We start from the raw sequence: 20,658 nt of genomic DNA, 5'->3' as shown, positions 1-20,658 counted from the left end.
TGCCAATCGACGTGCTGGGCTACGCTCGGATAGGACGGTTAGCGCGCTTTGCGAGAGGTCGATGCGGTTGTGAAGATGAATAGTGCACCTTGGACGGCGGGACGTGATGCCCAGCTCCCGGAAGACACCGCACGATTGTTGTCAACCGTTCCCGAATGGTTTGGGCAGCCTGAATCCAATGCGGAGTACATCGACGCCGCGCGCACCAAAGAAACCTGGACGGTTCGGGACAACGCAGGGAAAGTCATCGGACTCACGCTGGTCGACCGGCATTTTCCGCATGTCGCGGAAATCCATCTGATAGTTGTTGATCGTGAATTCCATGGATCCGGCGTGGGCAGTGCGATGGTTGAGGCGCTTGAAGCCGAGGCGCTCGGCAACGGGGTCAAGCTGCTGGAAGTGAAGACGCTCGGAGCATCGCATCCGGATGAAGGATATCGACGCACGCGCCACTTTTATGAAAAGTGCGGTTTTCTTGCTCTGGAGGAGACCAACCTGTGGGGCGAAGATACCCCTTGTCTGATTATGGTGAAGCCGCTATTCCCGAAGGCAACAATCAGGCGTCGAAGCTGAACCGACTATTCTTGGGTCTGATCTGTACCGCACTGCAATCCGGGATTCGCGCAATTATATGGACCGCCGGGAAGCCCTTGAACTGCCTCAAGCACTAGGCCTCTAAGCTGTGGCAAAGCCAAGGGAGTAAGCACTCTGTTGTTTACCCCGGCCAACGAGAGTTATTGGGAATACCTCTGCCTTTTCATCGACCCGCTCCATGAGCGATATGGTGGGGAAGCCCAACCGGTAAACTGTCGCCGTCAAGGGATAAGGTGCAGGATAAGGAAGCGCTGATGAGAAGCTCGCCAGAAAACATCTTGTTGCGATTGGCGGATGCCGAGGAGCAACAGATCCGCGAGGTGTTCGCGCGTCTTTCCGAGTGTGGGTTTCCGGTGCAACAGCAGACGCCGCATATCACCATCACCTTTTCACCTGCAATGGCCGATGAGGTTGCGCAATGTTCTGCGCGGTTGCTTCCTGCGCTGATCCCGGCACGGCTGGAGCGTGTGGGCACCGTTGTTTTCGGAACGAAGCGAAAGCAAACCGTCGCCTGGTTGCTTGAAACCTCCGAAGAACTGGAATCTGCTGCACGCGAGATTAGCGCGCTGAACCCGGATGGTCGAGGGTCGAGATGGACTCCGCATCTGACGATGGGCCTGCGGTTGCCACGAGAAATCGTCCCGGACTACATTCGTGCATTGGATGAGCTGACTCCACGGAATTTGGAGCAGCTCACCGCTATCCGGGCGGCACTGTGGAAACCAATCAGCGGTGAGCTCACCGTACTTGCCGAGGCGAGCAACGCTCACGAGACAAGAATCCGAGCGGACTAGATTGCACTTGTCGGCCGGACAGCCATGGACGAAGTCCGGTACTCAGCGCGGCGGCAAAGTCTCTGGGCAGTCGGCCTAGGAATTGAGCTGGGCCGCTGCGGCCTTGAGATGTTCGTCGGCCCCGGTCTGCAGCGCGAAGAGGCCGTAATCAACGGCGGCGGTACTGAAAAGTTCGGCGCAGTGCTCCGCCAAAAGCGGAGAAACCACCCCGCCTTGAGCTACGTACCGGGCCACGGTGGCATCGAACGCCTGCGGAGAAACGCTTGCCTGGTGGAAGACGAAATCCCGGGCCGGGTCGCCGATGGCCGCGGTGGTCCAGTCCAGTATGCTGTCGATGCGCTCGCCGGTCATCAGTTGGTGCGCGGGATAAATTTCTCCGTGCGTCACGGTGGTGTGCTGCGGCCAGTACCGGTCATCGGCCAACCAGGCGTTCCAGCGGTCCTGCAAATCTGGGGCTACCTCAAATTCGTTCACGACTGTGGCGATGTCCTCTCGCTTGCGTTGGCGCACGGAGTCGGGAGTGAACACCTCGATCCCGCTGTCGGCAACTACCCGTGGATCCACCGCATGCAATTGCGCAATCACATCCGCCAAGGAGTGCGCGTAGTGCCGGGATTCCAGGTCGAAATGCCAGTGTGGCTGCCCTGCCTCGTCGAGGGTGAGCCCCGGTTCGCCGGGCAATAGCGGATAGGCGATCAACTGCTCGCTATGGATTTTCCAATCGGGAATCGCTACGTCCAGGTGCGGCGCTAGGCAGTGGAGCAGCCGGCCTTCTACCGCCGCGCGTTCGGTGACATCGGGGCGACGTGGAATCCGCAGTACCCAGGAATCGCCGGAATTTGTGGTGCCGATGGCGACCTGGAAATCCAAGCCTAGTTCGTTGATGGTGATACTCGAAGGATCCAGCGTCAATCCGTGGATCTCGGCCAGCGCACAAATTTCTCGAATCGCAGAGTTTTCCATGATCCCAGCCTTGCTGGTTGAGCGGGAAAAGTACATAGCGGTGCTGGCACCTGGCCGGCTGAACATCACCGAGCCGCTGAGCACGAGGGCCCCGTCAAGGCCGCGAAGCCCAACCTTTCGTCGAGGGACTGGGGTGGCGATTCGATCCAGGCATGGCGCTGGCCCGTTTGAATTTAGTCTCCCTCGCCTCTGGAATCTGGACGGGCCCGATAGTTGGTTTGTCGCTTGGACTGGCAGCGAAGAGGCACCACAGAGCTGTGAGCAGTGGAGCGCTTAGCGGAAAACTCGGCCGATGCCACCGCTCAGTTGCGACAGCTGCATCCAGATCCCGAAACGAACGAGCGGGCGAAGGAGCAGTTCGATCCATGGGTGAACGACGCGGTTGGCATTGCGTTCCCAGCGCAGGTGGATATGAAGCTGGGTGCCGCCAGCTGCAGGCTCCAACTCAATACGTATTCGCTTGATGTTGGCCCGCGCCGATTCTGGAAAGGTGAACTGCCACTCGATCAATGTTGCGTCTCTGCATGCGACAAGCTCGACATCCTGGGTCTGGAATTCAGGCTTAATTCGAAGCTGCTTGCCATCGGGCCGCTGCGTGCGAGTGCGTGCGCTCCAGCGTTCGCCAATATGGATGCGTCCCAGTGGATCGTTGCCGGCGATTTCATTGATAGTCGGTTCCCACTGAGGTATCCGCGACGGGCTGTAGAGCAAATCCCAGACCTGTTCAACGGCAGCGGGAATAAATGCCTCGATGCTTCCCGAACGTTGGTCCGGCCGAATGCTGTGTCGTGGCTTGAAGGCAGTGAAGTGCTGGGCTTCATCGATTAGCGCGATCACCTGATCGGGTGCCGTATTTAGCCGCCGTAGTATTTGGTCGATCATGCCGCTCGGCTCCGTCATGAGTTCACCCAGTACGTCAGCGGCAGTTCCCCGACGCCCGCCGCCGCTCGCGCGTTTGATCACGGCTAACGCGCGGTCGCTCCATTCGTAGCCACCGGTTTCATGGAAGACGATCCGCCCTTGTGGCGGGAGTCCGCTGTTGACGCCGAGCGAGGCGAGTTGTGCCGAATGCTGCTCGTTGACGGCAGCTCTTGCCGATTCAAGAGTGATCCCCATGCTTCGCAGGACCTGTCCGGCGCTCTGCTCGCTGAGGACGAGTGCAAGAAGCAGATGCTCGATGTCGGCGGTGCGCTGTCCGATGCGGGAGGCTTCCTCCATGGCGGCGAGCGAGAGCGTGTGCGATGTAGTTGCCGCGTCGCTGAACTTGCTCAATGGGCCCTCCTTGCTACGGGGATAGTCTGATCGACCTTCTTCGCGTACTTCTTGTGCGCTGCCTGGCGGGAGACCCCGAGTGCGTCGGCAATGTTCTGCCAGCTCATGCCCAAGCGCAGGGCCGCCTCAACTTGCGCGAGTTCGAGCCGCTCGGTGAGTGCACGCAGGGAAGCGATAGCGCGAAGCCCGGAGCGTGGGTCGCTGGTGTCTGCCGCGACCGTGGTGATCTGTGTTGACTCCATGCTGTCAACCTACGTTGCCAAGCAATCGCCTGTCAACAAAGGTTGCTAGCCGGGTGTCTGTGGCGGGGGATTGGTTGGACTTACCGGTGATTGTTAGGTGTGGCGACGAGATAGGGGCCCGCATCAAGATCTAATAATGCCAAGAAACCCGCATTCTGAGAGGCGTTTTCCCGGATCGCAGCAGTGGAGCTGAGAACATCATGCCCGTCAAGGAGCTCGCTCTCCAGATATTCGGCCGCCAAACCGATTGCGGATCGAAAATGCTCTGCGCTAGGGTTCAAGTGATTCCAGATCTCAAGAGCTTAGGGAGTTGCCATGGTCCGGACGCGGGTACATAACTTGCTAGTTTCCTCGGATGGCTATGCCGCAGGTGAGTACGTGACGCTCGAGAAGCCGATCGGTGACGCCCGCGCGCTTTTCGGCAAATTCGACGGACGCGTCATCCACGGCATCCATGGCATCGATGACCCGGTGACCGTGGATCGGGCCATGTTCAGCATGTGGGGCCAGGGGATCGGGGCGGAGATCATGGGCCGCCGTAAATTCGGTCCGCAGACGGGCGAATGGCCCGATGACGGCTGGGAAGGGTGGTGGGGAGACGAACCGCCCTTCCTCACCCCGGTGTACATCCTGACCCACTATCCACGCCAGAAACTCGAATTCGCCAACGGCACCAGCTTCCACTTCGTCGATGCGTCGCCGAAGCAAGCGCTTGGCCTGGCGCAGGAAGCGGCCGGCGGGTTGGATGTCCGGATTGGCGGTGGACCATCGACCGTGAGCCAGTTCTTGCAGGCTGATCTCATCGACTTCCTGCATGTGGTGATCGTTCCGATCGTGCTCGGTTCCGGTGTCCGGATCTGGGATCACCTGGCCGGCTTGGAAGACCGCTTCAGCGTCGAATCCATTGGCACCTCCAGCGGACTGACCCATCAGTTGTGGAATAGGACGAGCCGCGAGTGAAGTCCTCATGTGGCCACCAAGTGGAAACCATGAACTGGAATTCTGCCTTTCTGCGTCCAACGCCTGCCTGGGAACTGTGCATGCATCCTGCCGCACGCCACTGGCCTGTCTGAACGAGGGAAGCTGAGAACCATGAGAATGCTGCTGGGGGATGTGTTGCGGACCGCGGGCGATCTGCCGTGGACGCACGCCCTGTATGCTTCCGCAGGCCGGCGGTCCTTCGAGGAGTCCGCGCCGGTGCTGGTCTGGGATGTGGATGACGTCTCCGATGCCGCCATGGATCTGCCGGCCGAAGCGATCGCGCTCGACTACGAGTATGTCCTCGCGATCGATGACGTGCAAAGCATCGTCGCCAACGCCCTAGCGCAGCGACCGGGCGCGACAACCGCGGAGCTGCTCCTGGCGTTCCAGCACTATCTCGACCGCGACGCATTCATCGTGTGGGATGGTTGAACCATGCTTTCAAGAGAGGCACTGAGCGAGAAGTTCACCCTGCATCCGCCCGCCTCGCCCGCTGTTCTGGAGACCGAGCGGGGCGAGTATGGCGGTCCGCTGCCCGAGGAATATGTGGATTTGCTTCGGATCTCCAACGGTCTGTACACCGAAGGGAACCTGAGCATCCTCGGGGCCGAGGGCGTAGTGCAACGCAACGTCGACTACGAGGTGCAGGCCTACCTGCCCGGCTACTTCATGATCGGCGACGACGGCGGCGGGACCGCGATCCTGCTGAACCTGCAGGACCGTGGCATCTACGAGGTGGACATGGGCGTCATGGATGAGCAGAGCATGGAACGCAACGCCGGTTCCCTCGATGAATTGCTCCGGCTCGGCACGTGCCTGGCCGAGCGCAACGGCTAGCGAGGGAACAAGCACCGGCGGGCACCTTGATGAAATTGATCAATCTAGTTAAGCCATTGAGCTGCGTCTGATTCCGGTGCGGGCGCCAGCCTCGGGCGCGTTGCCCTGCCCGTGGCTATTGAATGTTTCTGCTGGGATCGGCTGACTTTTCGCAAGCAGCTACACGGTGCGGGAATAGCGGTATCCCCAAAAATCGCGAGCACGCTCAATCCGGGACGAGCTCAGGGGGTTCAACGCAGGATCCAACGGGCCATTCAATTACTACGGAGCACAGTGGCAATGGAGTAGCACCTTGAAAAGTCGCAAAGCTGTGGTTCCGTCAAGTCCATTGTTCTCCTCGTTATTCTGAGCTCCGGATTCTCATCGACAGATAGTTCGAGAATCCGGCACGCTTGGCAAACTTCACCGGGCGCGAGTGCGATTCACGGAATCCGAGCTTGCGGTATAGCGCCAACGCGGCGGTGTTCGTATTCTTGATGTCTCGGAGCACGAATTCCTGGTAAGGCAACCGCAGCAAATGCTTCATCAGAGCGGTTGCGACGCCCTGGCCTTGACGTTGTGGCACGGTGGTCACGAAGCCGATCTCGGCCAGAGCGGGCCGTGCGTCCGCGTAGGCCCCGAGGAACTGGCTCCGAACGATAAAGTAGCTGATTGCTCCGTGCCAGTTTCCCAACGCACGCCGAAATTCACGTCCGCTGGGCTTGAAGCACTCCTGATCTCCTTCCGTCAGGGTCGCAACCGCCGCAGGTTCTCCATCGACCAGTGCAATATAGAAGCGCTCTAGGATGATCATGTGTTCGAAAGCGTCCGCCAGAACCTGCGGGTCTTTCGAGAAGTACTTGAAGTCGTCGGCAAATCCGTGGATTAGCACCGCGGTGATGTCCCGGCGGGAGTTCTCGCCAAGCTCGTCGCCACGTTTGATCTCGATCATGGGTTTCCCTCGCCAGTTAGTAGGCGAAGCACAACGTCTGCGCCTGAGTCGGTCAACGCGTCCTGGATGACCAGGCGCATGTTCGCAATACCCGACAGCATTGCGAAATAATAGGCGGTTAGTTGCTCCGGATCGCCATCTGCGAACTGTCCGGAGGTTTGTCCCCGACGGATGAGCTCGGCGAAGGCTTCCCAGAGAGAGCCCTGTTCGGTCGCGAGCCGTGCCGCCGTTCCTGCCGGGGTGTCGCTCAGGAATCCTTGGTTGATCACGAGATAGAACTCGGCTGCCTCTTGATCTCCCGCAAGGTCGGAGAGGAAGTCATGTGTGAAACCGCGCACTAAGGCGAGCGGATCGCCGTCGCCCGAAAGAGTATCGGAGACCGCTTCTAGGCCGGCCGCGGCTTGCTTGAGCAGGTCGTCGAAGAGGACTTCCTTGCTCGCATAATGCCGGTAGATGGATCCGATGCTGAGCCCAGCTTCTTCCGCGATGTGCCGGATGCTCGACGCAGCAAATCCATGCCGTGCAAAAATGCGGACGGCGGCGCGCTCGATCGCCTGGCGCGTAGTCTCGCGCAAGGCCCGATTCTGTTCTGCTACACGCACGAACACCTCCATAGAATGAACTGATGTTCATTCTATGGATTTCAGACCTGGCGTGCAATGCTCATCTGTTATCGAATGGCTGACCGTCGATGTTTTCGCCACGGAACAATAGCGGGATTCGCGATTCGCACGATCCGTAGTCCTTATCTGGATAATATCCAGCTCGTCCCTTCCCCGGAAGGCCAGGCTTGCGACTCGACGCAGATTTCCTTGCGGTCACCGCATCAGCATGATTGCTGCTCTGGCTCCTCGAATTGGCCGCTGAATAAGAGCTGCAGAGCTGTGCGCCCCGGGGCATTTGCGGCAGGCACCGAACTGCAGAGCGTCAGCAATTGGCGTCCGCAGGAGTCTTCGCCTGGGTGCGCCCCGCCAAGGGCATGATCAGCAGCGCGATCGCCGTCAGCGCGGAGGCCACCCAGATGGGGGAGAGCAGGCCCAGCCCGGTGGCCAGGCCGAATGCACCCAGCGCGGGCCCGGCAGCGGCTCCGATGTTCAGCGCCGCGGTGGCGTACGAGCCACCCATCGTCGGCGCCCCCGAAGCCGCGTACAGCACTTGTGTGATCAGGGTGCTGCCCACGCCGAACGACAGCGCTCCCTGCACGAACAGCAGGATTATCAGGGCGCCCGGATGGGATGCGCTCAAGGCCAAGGCAACCCAGCCTGCAAGCAGCAGCGGTCCGCCGAAGGCGAGCACGGCCCCCGAATGCCGATCCGCGAGCCGCCCCGCGAGCGTGACGCCGAGGAACGACCCGCCGCCGAAGATCACCAGGGCTACGGGTATCCACCCTTCGGCCAGCTGCGCGTGTTCGGTGACTACCGGTGCCAGGAAGGTGAACGCGGCGAAGGTGCCGCCGTTGACCAGGGCGCCGAGTCCCAGGGCGAGAATCAGGCGCGGCGTGGCTAGCTCGCCGAGTTCCACGCGCAGCCTCGGAGCGCCCGAAGCGTCCGCGGGCTGCCCGGCAGTTGGCCCGAGACCGCGCAGGATGCCAATGGCTGCGGGAATGCAGAGGACGGCGATCGCCCAGAATGTGGTGCGCCAGCCCATCGCCGTGCCCAGCAGCGCCCCCGCGGGCACGCCCGCGATGGTTGCGAGCGTGGTTCCAGCGAGCAGGATCGACAGCGCGCGCCCCTTCTGGTTCTCCGGCACGAGCGTGCCGGCCGCGCTCAGTGCGACGGCGAGAAATCCGGCGTTGGCGAGGGCGCCGAGCACGCGGGTGATGAGCAGAATCGAGAACAGGGCCGTTATCGCTCCGATGACGTGGCTTGCGGCAAAGAGGAGAAGGCAGAGCAGCAGCGTGAGCCGCGGCGGCCAACGCCGGGCGAAAGCGGCCATCACCGGCGCGCCGATGACCATGCCGAGCGCAAAGGCGGAGGTCAGCAGCCCGGCAGTGCCGAGGGGCACGTCAAGTTCGGTGGCGATAGCGGGCAGCAGGCCCGCGAGCATGAATTCTGAGGTGCCCATGACAAAAACGGCCAGGGCAAGCAGGTAGAGAGCAAAAGGCATCGAGGACTCCGAGGTGAGAGGTCAAAAAGGGGTTCCTTTTTGTCACCACGGCCAGGGGCCCGGATAAGTCAGGCACGCGTGCGCGCAGGGCGCGGCGCTGGTGCTTAGCGGTTCAGGGGACTGGCGGGGTGACCGGCAGTCCCCGACTTGTCTGACTCGGGACTCGACATGCCTGAAACTATACATGGTGCCGATGCGCCGCATTCCGGAATTTCCGCCGGGCTGCCCGGGAGAGTGGATCAGCAGGAGGCGGCTTGCGCGACGGTGAAATGCTGGCCGCCGCCGGGGCTCTCGAGTTCGTCGAGCACGGAGATGGCTAGGTCGGCCGCGGTGATCCGCGAGATGCCATGCGCATCGGTGAGCAGTGTGCCCCGCCCGCGCCGATAACCGCCCGTGCGCTCGCCGGGTTCGAGAATCGCCGGCGGGCTCAGATAGATCCATCCGCTGTAGGGGTGCCGCTGGCAGGTTTTGAACTGGTCGAGGCTGGCCTGCGCGACGTGCTTCCACGCAGCGGGCACGTAGTCGGGGTCTTCGATCAAGAGCCGGCCGGGATCCGTCGGGGAGCGCAGCGGTGCCGCGCCGCCGACGATCAGCACCCGAGTGCCGTGCTGCTCGGCGGCGTCCAAAACGCCTCGGGTGAGCGGCGCCAATCGGGACTCTTCGCCCGGGCCGAGCCGGATGGCGAGCACCGCCGCGTCGGCCTTGGCGAGCACCGGGTGCAACGCTGCGGTGTCGGCTGCATCAACGGCCAGTGTGCTCAGCCGGTCGTGGCGAGGTGCGGCGTGGTGCCCTCGGGAGAGCGCGATGACGTGGTGTCCGCGGTCGAGGGCTTCTGCGGCGATGGCTTTGCCGGCCATGCCGGTGGCGCCGAGAACTGCAATGTTCATGCGGGGAACCGTGCTTTCTTCTTCGTTGGGCCCAGTTGACCGGCGACCATGGCGATGAGCGCGACGGCGAAGCCGAAAAGTTGGCCTGGGGTGAGGACCTCGGCGGCGATGGCCGCGCCGAGGGTTGCGGCTACCAGCGGGGAAAGCAGCCCGAGCAGTGCGGTCGCGGTCACCGGCAGCCGGCGGATGCCGGAGAACCATAGTCCGTAGGTCAACAGCGCGCCGATCAGGCTCAGCCACAGGTATCCGGCGACCGCCGGGCCATCGATGCCCGGCGGGATTCCGTCGAAGAGCATGGCCGGGATGAGCAGCAGCAGTCCGGCGGCGGTGAGCTGCCAGCCGGCGAGTCCGATCGCCGAGACGCCCTCGGGCCTGCCCCATTTCTTCGTGAGCACGACGCCGGTGCCCATCGAGGCGGCCCCGGCTAGGCCCGCGAGGATGCCGAGGGGATCAAGGCCCGCGTCGGGACCGAGCACCACGAGGCCGACCCCGGCCATGCCGCCGAGGCCCCAGATGACCCGCCATGCGGAGAGCTTTTCGTGCAGGATTGCTCCGGCGAGCAGCGCCACCACGATCGGCTGCGACGCACCCAAGGTGGCGGCGATGCCGCCGGGCAGGTGCTGGGCGGCGAGGAACAAGAGCGGAAAGAACGCGCCCATGTTCAGCGTGCCGAGAACCAGGGACTTCCACCACCAGGACCCGCGCGGCAGCCGCCGGGCGATCAGCAGGGCGAGCAACCCGGCGGGCAGCGAGCGCATCAGCGCTGCGAAGAAGGGATGCCCCTCGGGCAGCAAGTGCGTCGTGACGATGTAGGTCGTGCCCCATACGGCCGGGGCGATCGCCGTCAGCAGCGTCCAGCCGATGCGCGAGGTCAGCAGGGTGCCGGGAACTGGCAGCGGGATCGTCGTTGTGTTCATATATTCATCTTCTGCCGCACCGAATCATGAGTCCAACACATTGTTGTCATGCCATCGATGAACTGCAATCATGAATGCATGGAACTTCAGCAGATGCGCTATGCGGTCGCGGTCGCCGAGGAACGCAGCTTCACCCGCGCCGCCGCGCGCTGCCACGTGGTGCAGTCCGCGCTCAGCCACCAGATCAAGGCCCTGGAACGCGAACTGGGTCTCAGCCTATTTGCCCGCACCAGCCGCCGCGTCGAAGTCACTGCCGCCGGCGAAGCGTTCCTCGTCTCGGCCAGGCTGAGCCTCGACGCGGCCGAACGCGCGGCCTCGGCTGCCGCCGCCGCGACCGGCGAGATCCGCGGCACGCTGACCATCGGGGTGATTCCGACGGTGACTGCGCTCGACATTCCCGCGGTGCTTGGAGCTTTCCACCGTGCACATCCAGCGGTGGGGATCAGGCTGCGCGGCGGAGGCAGCGACGAATTCATCGCAGCCATCGCCGACGGAAGCATGGATGTGGCCGTGCTGGGGCTCCCCGGGGCGATACCGCACGGCGGGGTCGACGCCAGCGTGCTGGCGCGTGAACGGCTCGTCGCCGTCGTGTCCGCTCAGCATGCGCTCGCCGGCCGGCGAGAACTGCGGCTGACGGAGCTGGCCGAGGAGACGTTTGTGGACTTCCCCGTAGGCACAACCGGACGAGCCCCCTCGGATCTTGCCTTCGCGGCGGCCGGGATCCGTCGTGAGGTCGCGTTCGAGGCGATGAGCACCGACCTCATGCTGGGCCTGGTGCGCAGCAACCTCGCCATCGCGCTCCTCTCCCCGGCGGTGATCCCCGACAGCGGCGACTTCCGCGCCATCCCGATCAGCGACGGGCCCACGCGCATCGAGTACCTGGCGTGGAGCGGCTTCAACCTCTCGCCGGCGGCCAAGGCTTTTCTGGACGGTCTGCATGGTTCTGCAAGCGCATGAATCCCCACGGTCCGGGCCTCGCGGAGGCATTCCAATCGAGCCGGGCCGATCCACGACTTCAACCTCAGGCTCCGGGTTGAGATTCTCGAGATTGTGCCAGAATGATTTCATGATTCTGCCGACCCCGACCATGGAGACCGAACGCCTGCGCTTGCGTCCCTTCACGGATGCCGACGCGGAGGACCTTTTCGCCTTGCAAAGCGATGTCCAGGTGCTGCGTTATTGGGACTCGCCGCCCTGGGATGACCGGGCGTCGATCGCCCGATTCATGGTGGGGTGCAGGAAAATGGCGGAGGAAGGCAGCGGTGCCCGCGTGGCCATTGAACGCCGCTCCGACCAGGCTTTCATCGGCTGGTGCACGCTGAACAGCTGGAATCCGGCATTTCGAAGCGCTTCTCTGGGATATTGCCTCAACCAGGCCGCCTGGGGCAACGGCTATGCGACGGAAGCGGCGCACGCCCTGCTGCGCTGGGCGTTCGGCGCCTTCGACCTCAATCGCATCCAATCCGAGGTCGATACCCGCAATGCCGCATCGGCTCGGGTGCTCGAAAAACTGGGCTTCCGCTTGGAAGGCACCTTGCGCGAGGACTGCATCGTCGATGGCGTGGTATACGACTCCTGGGTGTATGGCTTGTTGCGCAGCGAGTGGGCCGGTTGAGCGGCACATGGCGATGTCAAAGGGATCGGGCACTTGATCTGGAGCCCCTGACATATAGGTCAGTATGCGCTGTATAGTCATTGTATGCTGACTATTGCTTCTCGCCTGGATGTCATGAACCGGCTCGGCCGGGCCATGGCCGATCCGACCCGCTCCCGCATCTTGATGACCCTGCTCGGTGGGGCGAGCTACCCGGCGGTGCTCTCGCGGGACCTGGAATTGACCCGCTCGAACGTCTCGAATCACCTGGCCTGCCTGCGCGATTGCGGGATCGTGGTCGCCGAACCCGAGGGCCGGCAAACCCGCTACGAGATCGCCGACCCGCACCTCGCCGCGGCGCTCACCGCGCTCGTGGACGTGACCTTGGCCGTGGACGAAAGCGCGACGTGCCTGGATCCGGCCTGTGTGGTCCCGGGCTGCTGCGCAAAGGGTGCCGTGCAGTGATGGCCGCGGAGCTCACGCTGGCACGGAGGGACGTGCTGCGGCGGCGGATCAAGATCGTCGTGGCAATCACGATCTCCTGGAACGTGATCGAGGCCGTGATCGCGCTGATCGCCGGTTCGGCCGCCTCCTCGGCGGCGCTGATCGGCTTCGGACTGGACTCGATCGTCGAGGTCCTCTCTGCCGCGGCGGTGGCTTGGCAGTTCGCCGCGCCCGACCCCGGACGCCGGGAGAAGACCGCGCTGCGGGTTATCGCGGTCTCGTTCTTCGCTTTGGCTGCCTACGTCTCGGTGGATGCCGTGCTTTCGCTCTCCGGGCTGCGCGAGCCGGAACACTCCCCGGTGGGTATCGCGATCGCCGGGTTGAGCCTCATCGTCATGCCGCTGTTCAGCTGGTTCGAGCGCCGCACGGGCCGCGAGCTCGGGTCCGCCTCCGCGGTCGCAGATTCCAAGCAGACCCTCATCTGCGCCTACCTGAGCGCCGCCCTGCTCGCCGGCCTGCTGCTCAACAGCCTGCTCGGGTGGGCATGGGCCGACTCGGTCGCCGCACTCGTGATCGCCGTCTTTGCCATCCGCGAAGGAGTCGAAGCGTGGAAGGGCGATGCCTGCTGTGCCGCCCCGCTGGCCGTGCTCACCGGGGAACGGGAGACAGAGGCGTGCAACGATGAGTGCAGTGACCACTGACCGAGCGCCGGATAAGTGGCGGAGCGGGACAGGATCGCCGTGCAACTTCCTTCCAAGGGAAGCCGAATCGCGGAAGCCTGCTGGCTAGGGTGCCTTGCGCTGTTCCTTGGCGACGTTTCGCATGATCCGCAGGTAGCCGAAACCGACGAACAGATGCAGCAGGGCGCCAGCGGCGAGAATGTAGACACCCGGGGTGAAGAGCACCGAAAGCTGATCGATGCGCCCCAGCGCAACACAGGCCAAGCCCAGCATCATGATCCCTGTTCTGATCTTTCCAAGCCATGTTGATTCCGGCGGGGAAGACAGGCGCAAGAAGAAGTAGGTGCACAGTAAGGCCAGATCGGTGATGAAGATGGCCAACCCGATCCACAGCGGAACCGATCCGTTCAGCACAAAGGCGATGGCGATGGCAACGATGCCCAGGCGATCGGCGATGGGATCGAGCAGAATGCCGAGCCGGGAAACCTGGCCGAACTTGCGTGCGATGAAACCGTCGATCCAATCGCTCAGGCCGAAGGCCAGCAGCAAGATGGCGGTGAGCACCGGCCGCGTATCGGAGATCAGGTAGCCGCAGATGGGTATGACCAGCAGGAAGCGGAGCACCGTGATGGCGTTGGGGATCGTTGCCCAATCATGCTTACGTCCCGAGCGCATCGCCACCGTTTTCTCCTTTTCTCCTACGTTGAACGATTGCCTACTGTGGAGAAAATTACAAGAGCTCGGGAGGCTTCGCGGGGATTAAAACACTGATTGGAAGCCACCCTAGAGTGCGGATACGGTCACTGGTACGCTGAGCCTTGTTCAGCGACTCCAAGGAGAACCCACATGTCTGATGTCACACAGCTCGCCCAGCAGCTCACCGACCTGCACGATTCCGGCCGTACTTTGGTTCTTCCCACGGTTTGGGATACCTGGAGCGCCAATGTTGCGGTCAGTGCGGGATTTGAAGGTCTCACCATCGGAAGCCACCCCGTAGCGGATGCCACGGGCAGCGCAGATGGCGAAAAGATGGACTTCAAGGATTATTTGCGCCACAGCCAAGTCATTATGGATTCGGTCAGCATCCCGGTCAGCGTCGATGTTGAATCCGGCTACGGACTGGAACCAGCGGAACTTATCGGGCGGCTTCTCGATGCTGGCGCCGCCGGAGCGAACATCGAGGATGTGGTGCACTCCGAGTCAAAGCGCGTGCGCGAGCGCCAGGAACATGCCGATTACATCGCCGCCGCGCGCCAGAGCGCCGATGAGGCGGGTGTTTCCTTTGTTATCAATGGGCGCACCGACGCGTTGAAATTCGGCACCGACGTCTTCGCGGACCCCGCCGAAGAAGCGATCGCCCGGATGAAGCTGATGGAGCAGGCCGGCGCGCGTGCGGTCTACCCCGTGGGGCTGAGCACCGCCGAACAGGTCCGGCGCTTTGTCGACGCGGTGCAGATCCCGGTCAACGTCACCGCTCATCCGGTCAAAGCCCACGGCGCAGGGAACCTCGCGGAGCTCGGCTCGCTCGGAGTTCGCCGCGTGACCTTCGGCCCGCTATGGCAAATATGGTTGGCAGAACTTTCCGCGGCGGAACTGGCCAAATGGGTCAAGTAGCCCGTCGCGAAAGGTAATTTGCGCTGGAGCGCAGTCCTCGATCGGGACGGCTAACTTCCCGATCGAGGATGACCGATCCCCTGGGGGAGCGGCCAGCCTCAGACGTGGCTTCAGCGATCAGGCCAGGGTTCCGGCCGCGTAGGCGGCCTGTCCGACATGCTGGATTGCATCGTCGAGCATGGAGAGCAGCCGAACCCCGCGGGTCACCGGCGGCTCCCACGCGCGGTCGACGATCTCATCGAGCTGCGCTTCGCCCAAGGTTCGGACGTACCCGCTCAGCGCGGCGAGCGTTGCCTCGAGGTAGTCGAGCAGCAGCTGCTGGTCCTCGACGACAATGCTCCTCGCCTGCTCTGGGCTGTGCCCGTAGCCGAAGCCCATCCCGATCTCGCCGAGCTCAAACCGCTCGCCGAAGTCTTCCCAGACCTGGCGCCGGTCGTTGAGCTCGGCTAGTTGCACATCGAGTTCCCGGGCGCTATGCCACAGCAGCCAGGCAATTGAATTCGGGTGTCCCGCAGGATGCGCGTTGAGCTGCGCGGCGCCGAGCGGTGGAAGATTTCGGGCGGCCGACAGCGGCCGCGTAGCCAGCTGGATGAGCATCTCTTTGGAATCCATATTCCAAATTGTGCCCCGCTCGCCGCGCTATGTCAGCCCGGAGGCTCGGCGAGCAGCTCAAAGTGCACGGTGTGCGTGGGAACCCCATTGATCTGCAATGCGATCCCATGAAGCCCGGGATAATACCGGCGGGTGGTGATCGCCCGGAATGAATGGGAACGGCCGATGTCCAGGCTTTCGCCCGGTGCCAAGGTGCGCGTGGCAAGTTTGAAGACCTTGGCGCTGGTGGACCCGTTGGCCTTGAGATGGTGGACGAGGTAGTCGATGGCCAGCGCGCTCGGCTCGGCGCCGGCATTGCGGATGGCCGCGGTGAATTCCACGCTTCCACCCCATGGAACTTGTTGCTGGCCGAGCCGCGGGCCGTCGATCTCCAACGTCGCCGGAGCAAAGCCGAGGACCGCCAGGGCCTGGGGATCTCCGCGCTTGATCAAGGTACGCAGTCCGTGCTTCACCAGCGGCAGTGTGGTTTTCTCGGGAGCTTGCAGCCAGCGGCGAGCGGTCTGCGTGACCAGCTGCGGAGCATCGCGGCTCAGGTCGTTCAGGTGGTTCGCCACGGAACGACGCACATACTGGCTTTCATCGCGGTACAGCGCATCGAGGATGGGGATGGTGCGGCCGGGCGTCGCGGTGAGCTGCGGAACGCGAACCGCCCAGGGCAGATAGGGGCGGGTGCCCTCGCTGGCCAGCCGGCGCACGTGCTCGTCGGGGGACCGGGTCCACTCTTCGGCGATCTCCAGGGCCTTGTCCAGGTCATGGATGAGCAGCGTCCGAATGGCGAACTCCGCGGTCAATCTCCCTGTGAGCGCGGCCAGCAGGGCCATAGCGTCGTTGAATGCCGCGGAGGTATTCTCCCGTACCGCACGGGTCGCCACCGCGCTGGTCACCGGCCAGATCATCCAACCGGTGAAGGTCGCGGAACGCTCGCTGGCTTCTCGAATGACCGTTGCCAGCCGCGTGTAGTCTTCGGGGAATTCCGCCAGCAGGGCATCGCGCAGGGCATCGGCGCGTTCGCGCAGGCTCAGCTCGGCCAGAGCGGCACTGGCTGCCGGCAGGAATTGCAAGGGGTGCTCCGGGACGACGGCCTGGATCTCATGGGCGAGCTGTTCGGCGACATCGGCACCGATGAGTTGATCGGCGAAAGGCATAATGCCATTGTTTCCCGCATCTGCGGGATCTGCGAATTCTGCGACCGGGGAATTCGGATGAAGCGCTGGGCTGATGCCCAAAAAGCCTGCGAGGGCCGCCCGGCTGGGCGACCCTCGCGGGAAGCTTAAGGAGCGAACCGAGGTTAGCTTTTAGGGAGGATCTGGAAGCTGACGGCGCCTTGCTCGTCTACGGCCGCGTCGAGCACCTTGTCGTCGAGCTCATCGGTGATCAGCTCGTCGAGGTAAACCGGGCTTCCTTCGCCGCGAACTACCACGTCGGCTGGTTCCGGTGCGGGAACGATCTGCACCGCGAAGGCTGCTTCGTTCGGCGCTCCGGCACCTTCGGACTGATGGATTCGGAGTCCGGCATCGGCTGCCTCGGACTGGTTGGTGACGATCGCGGTAACGATCGTATCTGCCTGGTCGGTCAGTGTGAGCACGAGGCTCTCCTTCCGGTTGCGGACATGCCAAGATCAGGGCACGTGGGTGCCACCATTCCAAAAACAAGCACGAATCTCAACCCCGCTTAACACCTGCGAAATACGCATACGCATTACCGAGCTCTCCGGTACCCTCCTCCTTCGCAAAGGCGGCGCAGGGCTCTAGCCGAAGGCGAGGTAGGGCGCGGATTTCCCGGGCTCGCGCACCCTGAACCGCAGTTCCAGGTCGCTGCGCTCGATCAATTGCAGCTGATGCGCGTAGGGCTCGCTGATGACATACACGGTGTCGCGCAGCTGCCATTGCTCGGCGAACCATTGGCGCAGCGCAGCCAAGAGGCGTTCATCGAGCCCGGATTCCAGCCGCGATTCACGAACCCAGAAATAGATGACCGCCTCCAGCTCCGCCCAGGCGCAGGGGCCCACCGCGCTCACAGTTGATTTGGCCAGGAATTTGGCGCCGGGCGGGTAGACGTACACGCAGCCCAGGCACTCGGTTTCGCTGGGATCGAGCATCGTGTAGGTAAAGGCGCGATGCTCCTTGTGGAAGCGCTCATGCTCGATGAGGTCCTCGCGGTTCTCCGCCACGCTGAAGTCATCGGCCGGCCACGGGTCCTGCTCCCAGAGCCGCAAGGACTCGCGGGTTTCCATCACCGCCGCGTAGTCCAATGCGGCGTCCTCGGCGGTGAGCGGACGCAGCAAGAACTCCTCGTTGCGCAACTGAACGGGAATCGGTGCGTTCGGATCGGTGATCAACACGGGCGGCTCCTGACGGCGAAGGGGTCAACCCAGCATAGATTGCTTGCAGGGAAATTGTGGCCGAAGTCCATGCGCGGTGCGCTAGCGTAAGACCATGAGCAACATTGCAGGACTCGAGGAACTATTAACCGCCCTGAACGCGGGCCAGAGCATCACCGGAGGTTCCGGGCATCACCAGGCGATGCACGCCGCGAGCCAGGAGGCGTTGCGCATCGCCGCTCAGCTGAACGGGAGCTACCACTCGCCCGCGGCGGTCCGTGCGCTGCTCGGCGAGCTGACCGGGAGAGAGGTGCCAGAATCCGTCCAGCTGTTCCCGCCATTTACGGCCGACTTCGGCAAGAATATCCACTTCGGCGAGAACGTGTTCGTCAACAGCGGCGCCAGATTCCAAGACCAGGGCGGGATCGAGATCGGCGAGGGCTCGCTGATCGGGCATAACGCGGTGATCACCACGTTGAACCATGACATCGTGCCCAGCCGGCGCGCGGATATGCACCCGGCGCGAGTGGTGCTTGGCGCCGGCGTCTGGCTTGGCGCGAATGTGACGGTGCTCCCCGGGGTGCGCATCGGCGATGGCGCGGTGGTCGGTGCCGGGGCGGTGGTGACCAAAGACGTGCCGGCCGGGGCCATCGTCGTGGGAGTGCCCGCCAAGCAGGTGGGCAGCGTACCGCAAGAGTAGTCCAACGTCGGGTTCAGCGGCCGCCACCGGTCAGCGCACGGTTGAATTCCAGGGCTGTGCCCAGCCACGAAGCCAAAGCATCGTCCTTCTCGAGGCTCGCGGCGTCCACCTGGATCCAGCCCGGCCCCATGCTCCGTCCGGTGCCCATTTCCGCCTGGCCGGCTCCGGGGCTCAGCAAGAGCTCGGCGTGGTTCGCCGGGGCAACATGAACCAATAACGCCCCTTCCTTGAGCGCGCCGACCAGTAGTTTCTCGTTGACCATAAATGAGTGGCCGCCGAACATCGATACCTCGCGCAGGACCGGCTCGCCGGCTAATCTCTCGCGAATGCGCTCGATGAGCTCCTGCTTAGCGTGGTTCAAGATCCCGCTCCTGGCTTAGCGGGGCTCGGCCGGAGCATAGGACATCCGGTCAAAGACCAGCACGCTGTCGCTGATCTGGCCGTCGGAGACGGTAAAGCATTCGCCGGCCACGGCGGAGGAGGTGCTGGCGGTCTGCGGGTAGTAGAACAGCGCCACGCGGTTGCCCTCGGCGAATTCGGCGATCTGCGCGGTACTGGTCAGCAGCGGCGCGAACCCGGCGATGAACTGCCGGTAGGCCTGTTTGCCCTCCAGATCGAGGCCCGGCGCCCGGCAGGTGATGGCATCGGCGACATAGCTCTTCGCCAGCTCGACATCGCCCGAAGTCCAGGCCCGATGATAGTTCTTGACGATTTCCAACGCTGAGGATTGCTCCATGGAGGGTTCCTTGGGATTTAGAAGGTCAGTTTTGTGCGAAGGCCGCGGACGACGAAAAAGAGGATCACTGCCTGCGCGGCTAGCAGGAACGCGCCGGAGCCGACACCGTCCCAGCCCATTGCCAAGCCCGACTGCAGGGTGCCGATGCCGCTGGCCACGGGGTAGAACAGCGGCCAGAGGATCGCGAGGTTACGCACGCAGGCGAAGACGATCGCGAAGGCGAGGGCGAACAATCCGAAGCTCAGCGCCACCGGCAGCGGAACCGATCCCACATGCTGCAGGGCAAAACCGAGGCCGGTGAGCGCGATGGCCGGCAGCCAGCCGAAGGCGCGTTCCCAGCGTAGATAGAGCCAGCCGAAGACGAAGAAGGGCTCCCAAAACACCAACAGGTTGGCTAGCAGGTGGGGGAGGAGCTCGACCTGCTGCGCGGCGGCAGTGGTGATGAGCTGGTAGGCGGAGCCGGCCCCGAGGAGCGCGGCGATGATCAGGGAGCGGAGAAGGAATCTGCGGGTTATGCCGAGCCCGGCCCAGCCTTCCCGACGCTTCCTAAGCACGGTAAGCGCCGGAATGAGTGTGCCGAAAAGCAGGATGCCGACAATCAAGAACCCGCCGCCGAACGCGCTGCCGGCCCAATAGCAGGCCCAGAACGCCAGCAGCGTGCCCAAGGCAATGACGGTGTCGCGGCCGGGATCCCAAGCGAAGATCCGCCGCCGGATCCGCGGCGGCGAACCAGATGCGGTGGAATCGGAGGTCGGGGTGCTGGAACTCGACATGCTCATATCCTCGTCGGTGCGGTGAGTTGAGCCGCTTCTGGATCCGAAGCGTGGCCCGGTGGCTCTTAGCCTAGAGCTGATTCCGATAGCTGGCTAGGGAGCTCCGCCGGACCGCTAGTATTCGCCCTTGAGCACGAAGTAGGATCCGCGGATGGTTCCGGCAAGTTTCGACTTCTGCCGGGCGAACTTGAAGCGCTGGGCAAGTTCCTCGGGCACTTCCATCCCCTCGGAGAGCTTGAATCCCACCGCACGCTTCGCACCGGGTGCCAGGGAGTAGAGCACATTGATCGAGAGACCGGATTCGTAGAAGAGGTAGGCGCGTTTGGCGCCATCGGCTTCGAAGAGGCTCGCCTGCAGCACCGGGGATGCGATCTGCAGGTCGCGTTCGTCGGCGAGGATGCGGTGCACCCAGTCGACAATTTCGGGGACGTCTTGGGCGGCACTGAGCAAGAGGTCGTGGTCGAACTTATTCTTCAGGTACCGGGCCTCATTGGCGCGCAATCCGGCGAGGGCATCGGCCACCGGTGAGCTTTCCAGACCCGCGGTGCTCACCTCTTTGAAATCGACTAGATAGGACATGCATGCTCCTGGAAAATATTGGGCCGACCGGTTATGCCGATCCTACCTTTGCTTGTGCCTGTTCACGAGATGGGCAGGGGCG

General features: G+C 63.2%; 28 protein-coding genes. 11 read left to right on the top strand and 17 right to left on the bottom strand.

All coding sequences use genetic code 11. From position 1 onward, the window contains the following. Positions 1-75: 75 nt before the first annotated feature. Both CQ017_RS06500 and CQ017_RS06495 read left to right on the top strand, forming a co-directional pair. Entirely contained in the window at positions 76-573 is a 498-nt protein-coding gene (locus tag CQ017_RS06500) for a GNAT family N-acetyltransferase (RefSeq protein ID WP_105553343.1), read from the top strand. Between the two features lie 275 nt (positions 574-848). Next, positions 849-1,388: a 2'-5' RNA ligase family protein gene (locus CQ017_RS06495; protein WP_096288890.1), complete on the top strand. Its 540-nt coding sequence runs from the start codon at positions 849-851 to the stop codon at positions 1,386-1,388. A 75-nt stretch (positions 1,389-1,463) separates the two neighbouring features. On the opposite strand, the gene CQ017_RS06490 is transcribed toward CQ017_RS06495, so the two are convergent. The 3 genes from CQ017_RS06490 to CQ017_RS06480 all read right to left on the bottom strand — a co-directional run bounded on the left by CQ017_RS06490 (position 1,464) and on the right by CQ017_RS06480 (position 3,865). Next, a complete protein-coding gene (locus CQ017_RS06490; RefSeq protein WP_096288943.1) occupies positions 1,464-2,351 on the bottom strand; it encodes a macrolide 2'-phosphotransferase in 888 nt (295 codons plus the stop codon). Positions 2,352-2,624: 273 nt separating this feature from the next. Beyond that, entirely contained in the window at positions 2,625-3,623 is a 999-nt protein-coding gene (locus CQ017_RS06485; protein WP_105553050.1) for an SRPBCC domain-containing protein, read from the bottom strand. Next, complete coding sequence (locus CQ017_RS06480; RefSeq protein WP_096288886.1) at positions 3,620-3,865, bottom strand: hypothetical protein; 246 nt, start codon at positions 3,863-3,865, stop codon at positions 3,620-3,622. The genes CQ017_RS06485 and CQ017_RS06480 overlap by 4 nt, the downstream gene beginning before the upstream one ends. Positions 3,866-4,180: 315 nt before the next feature. Between CQ017_RS06480 and CQ017_RS06475 the strand changes: the two genes are divergently transcribed. The 3 genes from CQ017_RS06475 (at position 4,181) to CQ017_RS06465 (ending at position 5,683) form a co-directional block, all read left to right on the top strand. Next, positions 4,181-4,825, top strand: coding sequence for a dihydrofolate reductase family protein (locus tag CQ017_RS06475; protein WP_105553049.1), 645 nt, complete (start codon positions 4,181-4,183; stop codon positions 4,823-4,825). Positions 4,826-4,957: 132 nt separating this feature from the next. Continuing rightward, positions 4,958-5,278, top strand: a complete 321-nt coding sequence (locus CQ017_RS06470; RefSeq protein ID WP_146112440.1) for a hypothetical protein — start codon at positions 4,958-4,960, stop codon at positions 5,276-5,278. 3 nt (positions 5,279-5,281) lie between these two features. After that, on the top strand, positions 5,282-5,683 hold the full coding sequence (locus tag CQ017_RS06465) for an SMI1/KNR4 family protein (RefSeq protein WP_096288880.1): 402 nt from the start codon (positions 5,282-5,284) through the stop codon (positions 5,681-5,683). Between the two features lie 340 nt (positions 5,684-6,023). Here CQ017_RS06465 and CQ017_RS06460 read toward each other — a convergent pair whose 3' ends face one another. The 5 genes from CQ017_RS06460 to CQ017_RS06440 all read right to left on the bottom strand — a co-directional run bounded on the left by CQ017_RS06460 (position 6,024) and on the right by CQ017_RS06440 (position 10,524). Further along, positions 6,024-6,614, bottom strand: a complete 591-nt coding sequence (locus tag CQ017_RS06460) for a GNAT family N-acetyltransferase (RefSeq protein WP_096288878.1) — start codon at positions 6,612-6,614, stop codon at positions 6,024-6,026. Beyond that, the gene (locus CQ017_RS06455) at positions 6,611-7,216 is read right to left on the bottom strand and encodes a TetR/AcrR family transcriptional regulator (RefSeq protein WP_258133530.1); all 606 of its coding nucleotides are present in this window, start codon (positions 7,214-7,216) and stop codon (positions 6,611-6,613) included. Before CQ017_RS06455 ends, CQ017_RS06460 begins: the two co-directional genes overlap by 4 nt. 325 nt (positions 7,217-7,541) lie before the next feature. Beyond that, entirely contained in the window at positions 7,542-8,720 is a 1,179-nt protein-coding gene (locus CQ017_RS06450) for a Cmx/CmrA family chloramphenicol efflux MFS transporter (RefSeq protein ID WP_105553046.1), read from the bottom strand. A 239-nt stretch (positions 8,721-8,959) separates the two neighbouring features. Beyond that, positions 8,960-9,607: an NAD(P)-dependent oxidoreductase gene (locus CQ017_RS06445; RefSeq protein ID WP_105553045.1), complete on the bottom strand. Its 648-nt coding sequence runs from the start codon at positions 9,605-9,607 to the stop codon at positions 8,960-8,962. Next, positions 9,604-10,524 (bottom strand): EamA family transporter, encoded by a 921-nt coding sequence (locus CQ017_RS06440; protein WP_096288870.1) that lies wholly within the window; start codon positions 10,522-10,524, stop codon positions 9,604-9,606. Before CQ017_RS06440 ends, CQ017_RS06445 begins: the two co-directional genes overlap by 4 nt. Before the next feature lie 57 nt (positions 10,525-10,581). On the opposite strand from CQ017_RS06440, the gene CQ017_RS06435 reads away from it, so the two are divergent. The 4 genes from CQ017_RS06435 to CQ017_RS06420 all read left to right on the top strand — a co-directional run bounded on the left by CQ017_RS06435 (position 10,582) and on the right by CQ017_RS06420 (position 13,263). Next, entirely contained in the window at positions 10,582-11,481 is a 900-nt protein-coding gene (locus tag CQ017_RS06435; protein WP_258133529.1) for a LysR family transcriptional regulator, read from the top strand. Between the two features lie 109 nt (positions 11,482-11,590). Beyond that, positions 11,591-12,139 (top strand): GNAT family N-acetyltransferase, encoded by a 549-nt coding sequence (locus tag CQ017_RS06430; RefSeq protein ID WP_096288866.1) that lies wholly within the window; start codon positions 11,591-11,593, stop codon positions 12,137-12,139. A gap of 84 nt (positions 12,140-12,223) precedes the next feature. Then, positions 12,224-12,583, top strand: a complete 360-nt coding sequence (locus CQ017_RS06425; protein WP_096288864.1) for a helix-turn-helix transcriptional regulator — start codon at positions 12,224-12,226, stop codon at positions 12,581-12,583. After that, on the top strand, positions 12,583-13,263 hold the full coding sequence (locus tag CQ017_RS06420) for a cation transporter (protein ID WP_096288862.1): 681 nt from the start codon (positions 12,583-12,585) through the stop codon (positions 13,261-13,263). The genes CQ017_RS06425 and CQ017_RS06420 overlap by 1 nt, the downstream gene beginning before the upstream one ends. Positions 13,264-13,347: 84 nt before the next feature. Here the strand turns inward: CQ017_RS06420 and CQ017_RS06415 are convergent, their stop codons facing one another. Further along, positions 13,348-13,917: a CDP-alcohol phosphatidyltransferase family protein gene (locus CQ017_RS06415; RefSeq protein ID WP_105553043.1), complete on the bottom strand. Its 570-nt coding sequence runs from the start codon at positions 13,915-13,917 to the stop codon at positions 13,348-13,350. 171 nt (positions 13,918-14,088) lie between these two features. On the opposite strand from CQ017_RS06415, the gene CQ017_RS06410 reads away from it, so the two are divergent. Further along, a complete protein-coding gene (locus tag CQ017_RS06410; protein WP_105553042.1) occupies positions 14,089-14,856 on the top strand; it encodes an isocitrate lyase/phosphoenolpyruvate mutase family protein in 768 nt (255 codons plus the stop codon). A gap of 117 nt (positions 14,857-14,973) precedes the next feature. On the opposite strand, the gene CQ017_RS06405 is transcribed toward CQ017_RS06410, so the two are convergent. The 4 genes from CQ017_RS06405 to CQ017_RS06390 form a co-directional block, all read right to left on the bottom strand. Continuing rightward, complete coding sequence (locus tag CQ017_RS06405) at positions 14,974-15,468, bottom strand: DinB family protein (protein WP_096288851.1); 495 nt, start codon at positions 15,466-15,468, stop codon at positions 14,974-14,976. Between the two features lie 32 nt (positions 15,469-15,500). Beyond that, positions 15,501-16,613, bottom strand: a complete 1,113-nt coding sequence (locus tag CQ017_RS06400) for a DNA alkylation repair protein (RefSeq protein ID WP_105553342.1) — start codon at positions 16,611-16,613, stop codon at positions 15,501-15,503. 143 nt (positions 16,614-16,756) lie between these two features. Beyond that, a complete protein-coding gene (locus tag CQ017_RS06395) occupies positions 16,757-17,053 on the bottom strand; it encodes a Fe-S cluster assembly protein HesB (RefSeq protein ID WP_096288849.1) in 297 nt (98 codons plus the stop codon). A gap of 162 nt (positions 17,054-17,215) precedes the next feature. Continuing rightward, positions 17,216-17,809, bottom strand: a complete 594-nt coding sequence (locus CQ017_RS06390; RefSeq protein ID WP_105553041.1) for an N-acetyltransferase — start codon at positions 17,807-17,809, stop codon at positions 17,216-17,218. 94 nt (positions 17,810-17,903) lie between these two features. Between CQ017_RS06390 and CQ017_RS06385 the strand changes: the two genes are divergently transcribed. Then, the gene (locus CQ017_RS06385) at positions 17,904-18,488 is read left to right on the top strand and encodes a DapH/DapD/GlmU-related protein (protein WP_096288845.1); all 585 of its coding nucleotides are present in this window, start codon (positions 17,904-17,906) and stop codon (positions 18,486-18,488) included. A 13-nt stretch (positions 18,489-18,501) separates the two neighbouring features. On the opposite strand, the gene CQ017_RS06380 is transcribed toward CQ017_RS06385, so the two are convergent. The 4 genes from CQ017_RS06380 to CQ017_RS06365 form a co-directional block, all read right to left on the bottom strand. Then, complete coding sequence (locus CQ017_RS06380; protein WP_258133526.1) at positions 18,502-18,849, bottom strand: TfoX/Sxy family protein; 348 nt, start codon at positions 18,847-18,849, stop codon at positions 18,502-18,504. A 15-nt stretch (positions 18,850-18,864) separates the two neighbouring features. Beyond that, positions 18,865-19,224: a nuclear transport factor 2 family protein gene (locus tag CQ017_RS06375; RefSeq protein WP_105553040.1), complete on the bottom strand. Its 360-nt coding sequence runs from the start codon at positions 19,222-19,224 to the stop codon at positions 18,865-18,867. 17 nt (positions 19,225-19,241) lie between these two features. After that, positions 19,242-19,997: a hypothetical protein gene (locus CQ017_RS06370; protein WP_105553039.1), complete on the bottom strand. Its 756-nt coding sequence runs from the start codon at positions 19,995-19,997 to the stop codon at positions 19,242-19,244. Between the two features lie 114 nt (positions 19,998-20,111). Further along, positions 20,112-20,576 (bottom strand): phage tail protein, encoded by a 465-nt coding sequence (locus tag CQ017_RS06365; protein ID WP_105553038.1) that lies wholly within the window; start codon positions 20,574-20,576, stop codon positions 20,112-20,114. Positions 20,577-20,658: the final 82 nt, after the last annotated feature.

The organism is Arthrobacter sp. MYb224 (assembly GCF_002975455.1).
Taxonomy (GTDB): Bacteria; Actinomycetota; Actinomycetes; order Actinomycetales; family Micrococcaceae; genus Glutamicibacter.
Note: the sequence above shows the minus strand (reverse complement) of the source record. Positions and strands in the feature narration are given on the sequence as shown.

What these genes read in the sequence shown, in the direction of transcription:
- CQ017_RS06500 (WP_105553343.1), top strand. Translation starts at nt 76, where the DNA reads ATGAATAGTGCACCTTGGACGGCGGGACGTGATGCCCAGCTCCCGGAA.
- CQ017_RS06495 (WP_096288890.1), top strand. Translation starts at nt 849, where the DNA reads ATGAGAAGCTCGCCAGAAAACATCTTGTTGCGATTGGCGGATGCCGAG.
- CQ017_RS06490 (WP_096288943.1), bottom strand. Translation starts at nt 2,351, where the DNA reads ATGGAAAACTCTGCGATTCGAGAAATTTGTGCGCTGGCCGAGATCCAC.
- CQ017_RS06480 (WP_096288886.1), bottom strand. Translation starts at nt 3,865, where the DNA reads ATGGAGTCAACACAGATCACCACGGTCGCGGCAGACACCAGCGACCCA.
- CQ017_RS06475 (WP_105553049.1), top strand. Translation starts at nt 4,181, where the DNA reads ATGGTCCGGACGCGGGTACATAACTTGCTAGTTTCCTCGGATGGCTAT.
- CQ017_RS06470 (WP_146112440.1), top strand. Translation starts at nt 4,958, where the DNA reads ATGAGAATGCTGCTGGGGGATGTGTTGCGGACCGCGGGCGATCTGCCG.
- CQ017_RS06465 (WP_096288880.1), top strand. Translation starts at nt 5,282, where the DNA reads ATGCTTTCAAGAGAGGCACTGAGCGAGAAGTTCACCCTGCATCCGCCC.
- CQ017_RS06460 (WP_096288878.1), bottom strand. Translation starts at nt 6,614, where the DNA reads ATGATCGAGATCAAACGTGGCGACGAGCTTGGCGAGAACTCCCGCCGG.
- CQ017_RS06450 (WP_105553046.1), bottom strand. Translation starts at nt 8,720, where the DNA reads ATGCCTTTTGCTCTCTACCTGCTTGCCCTGGCCGTTTTTGTCATGGGC.
- CQ017_RS06445 (WP_105553045.1), bottom strand. Translation starts at nt 9,607, where the DNA reads ATGAACATTGCAGTTCTCGGCGCCACCGGCATGGCCGGCAAAGCCATC.
- CQ017_RS06440 (WP_096288870.1), bottom strand. Translation starts at nt 10,524, where the DNA reads ATGAACACAACGACGATCCCGCTGCCAGTTCCCGGCACCCTGCTGACC.
- CQ017_RS06435 (WP_258133529.1), top strand. Translation starts at nt 10,582, where the DNA reads ATGAACTGCAATCATGAATGCATGGAACTTCAGCAGATGCGCTATGCG.
- CQ017_RS06430 (WP_096288866.1), top strand. Translation starts at nt 11,591, where the DNA reads ATGATTCTGCCGACCCCGACCATGGAGACCGAACGCCTGCGCTTGCGT.
- CQ017_RS06425 (WP_096288864.1), top strand. Translation starts at nt 12,224, where the DNA reads ATGCTGACTATTGCTTCTCGCCTGGATGTCATGAACCGGCTCGGCCGG.
- CQ017_RS06420 (WP_096288862.1), top strand. Translation starts at nt 12,583, where the DNA reads ATGGCCGCGGAGCTCACGCTGGCACGGAGGGACGTGCTGCGGCGGCGG.
- CQ017_RS06415 (WP_105553043.1), bottom strand. Translation starts at nt 13,917, where the DNA reads ATGCGCTCGGGACGTAAGCATGATTGGGCAACGATCCCCAACGCCATC.
- CQ017_RS06410 (WP_105553042.1), top strand. Translation starts at nt 14,089, where the DNA reads ATGTCTGATGTCACACAGCTCGCCCAGCAGCTCACCGACCTGCACGAT.
- CQ017_RS06405 (WP_096288851.1), bottom strand. Translation starts at nt 15,468, where the DNA reads ATGGATTCCAAAGAGATGCTCATCCAGCTGGCTACGCGGCCGCTGTCG.
- CQ017_RS06400 (WP_105553342.1), bottom strand. Translation starts at nt 16,613, where the DNA reads ATGCCTTTCGCCGATCAACTCATCGGTGCCGATGTCGCCGAACAGCTC.
- CQ017_RS06385 (WP_096288845.1), top strand. Translation starts at nt 17,904, where the DNA reads ATGAGCAACATTGCAGGACTCGAGGAACTATTAACCGCCCTGAACGCG.
- CQ017_RS06375 (WP_105553040.1), bottom strand. Translation starts at nt 19,224, where the DNA reads ATGGAGCAATCCTCAGCGTTGGAAATCGTCAAGAACTATCATCGGGCC.
- CQ017_RS06370 (WP_105553039.1), bottom strand. Translation starts at nt 19,997, where the DNA reads ATGTCGAGTTCCAGCACCCCGACCTCCGATTCCACCGCATCTGGTTCG.
- CQ017_RS06365 (WP_105553038.1), bottom strand. Translation starts at nt 20,576, where the DNA reads ATGTCCTATCTAGTCGATTTCAAAGAGGTGAGCACCGCGGGTCTGGAA.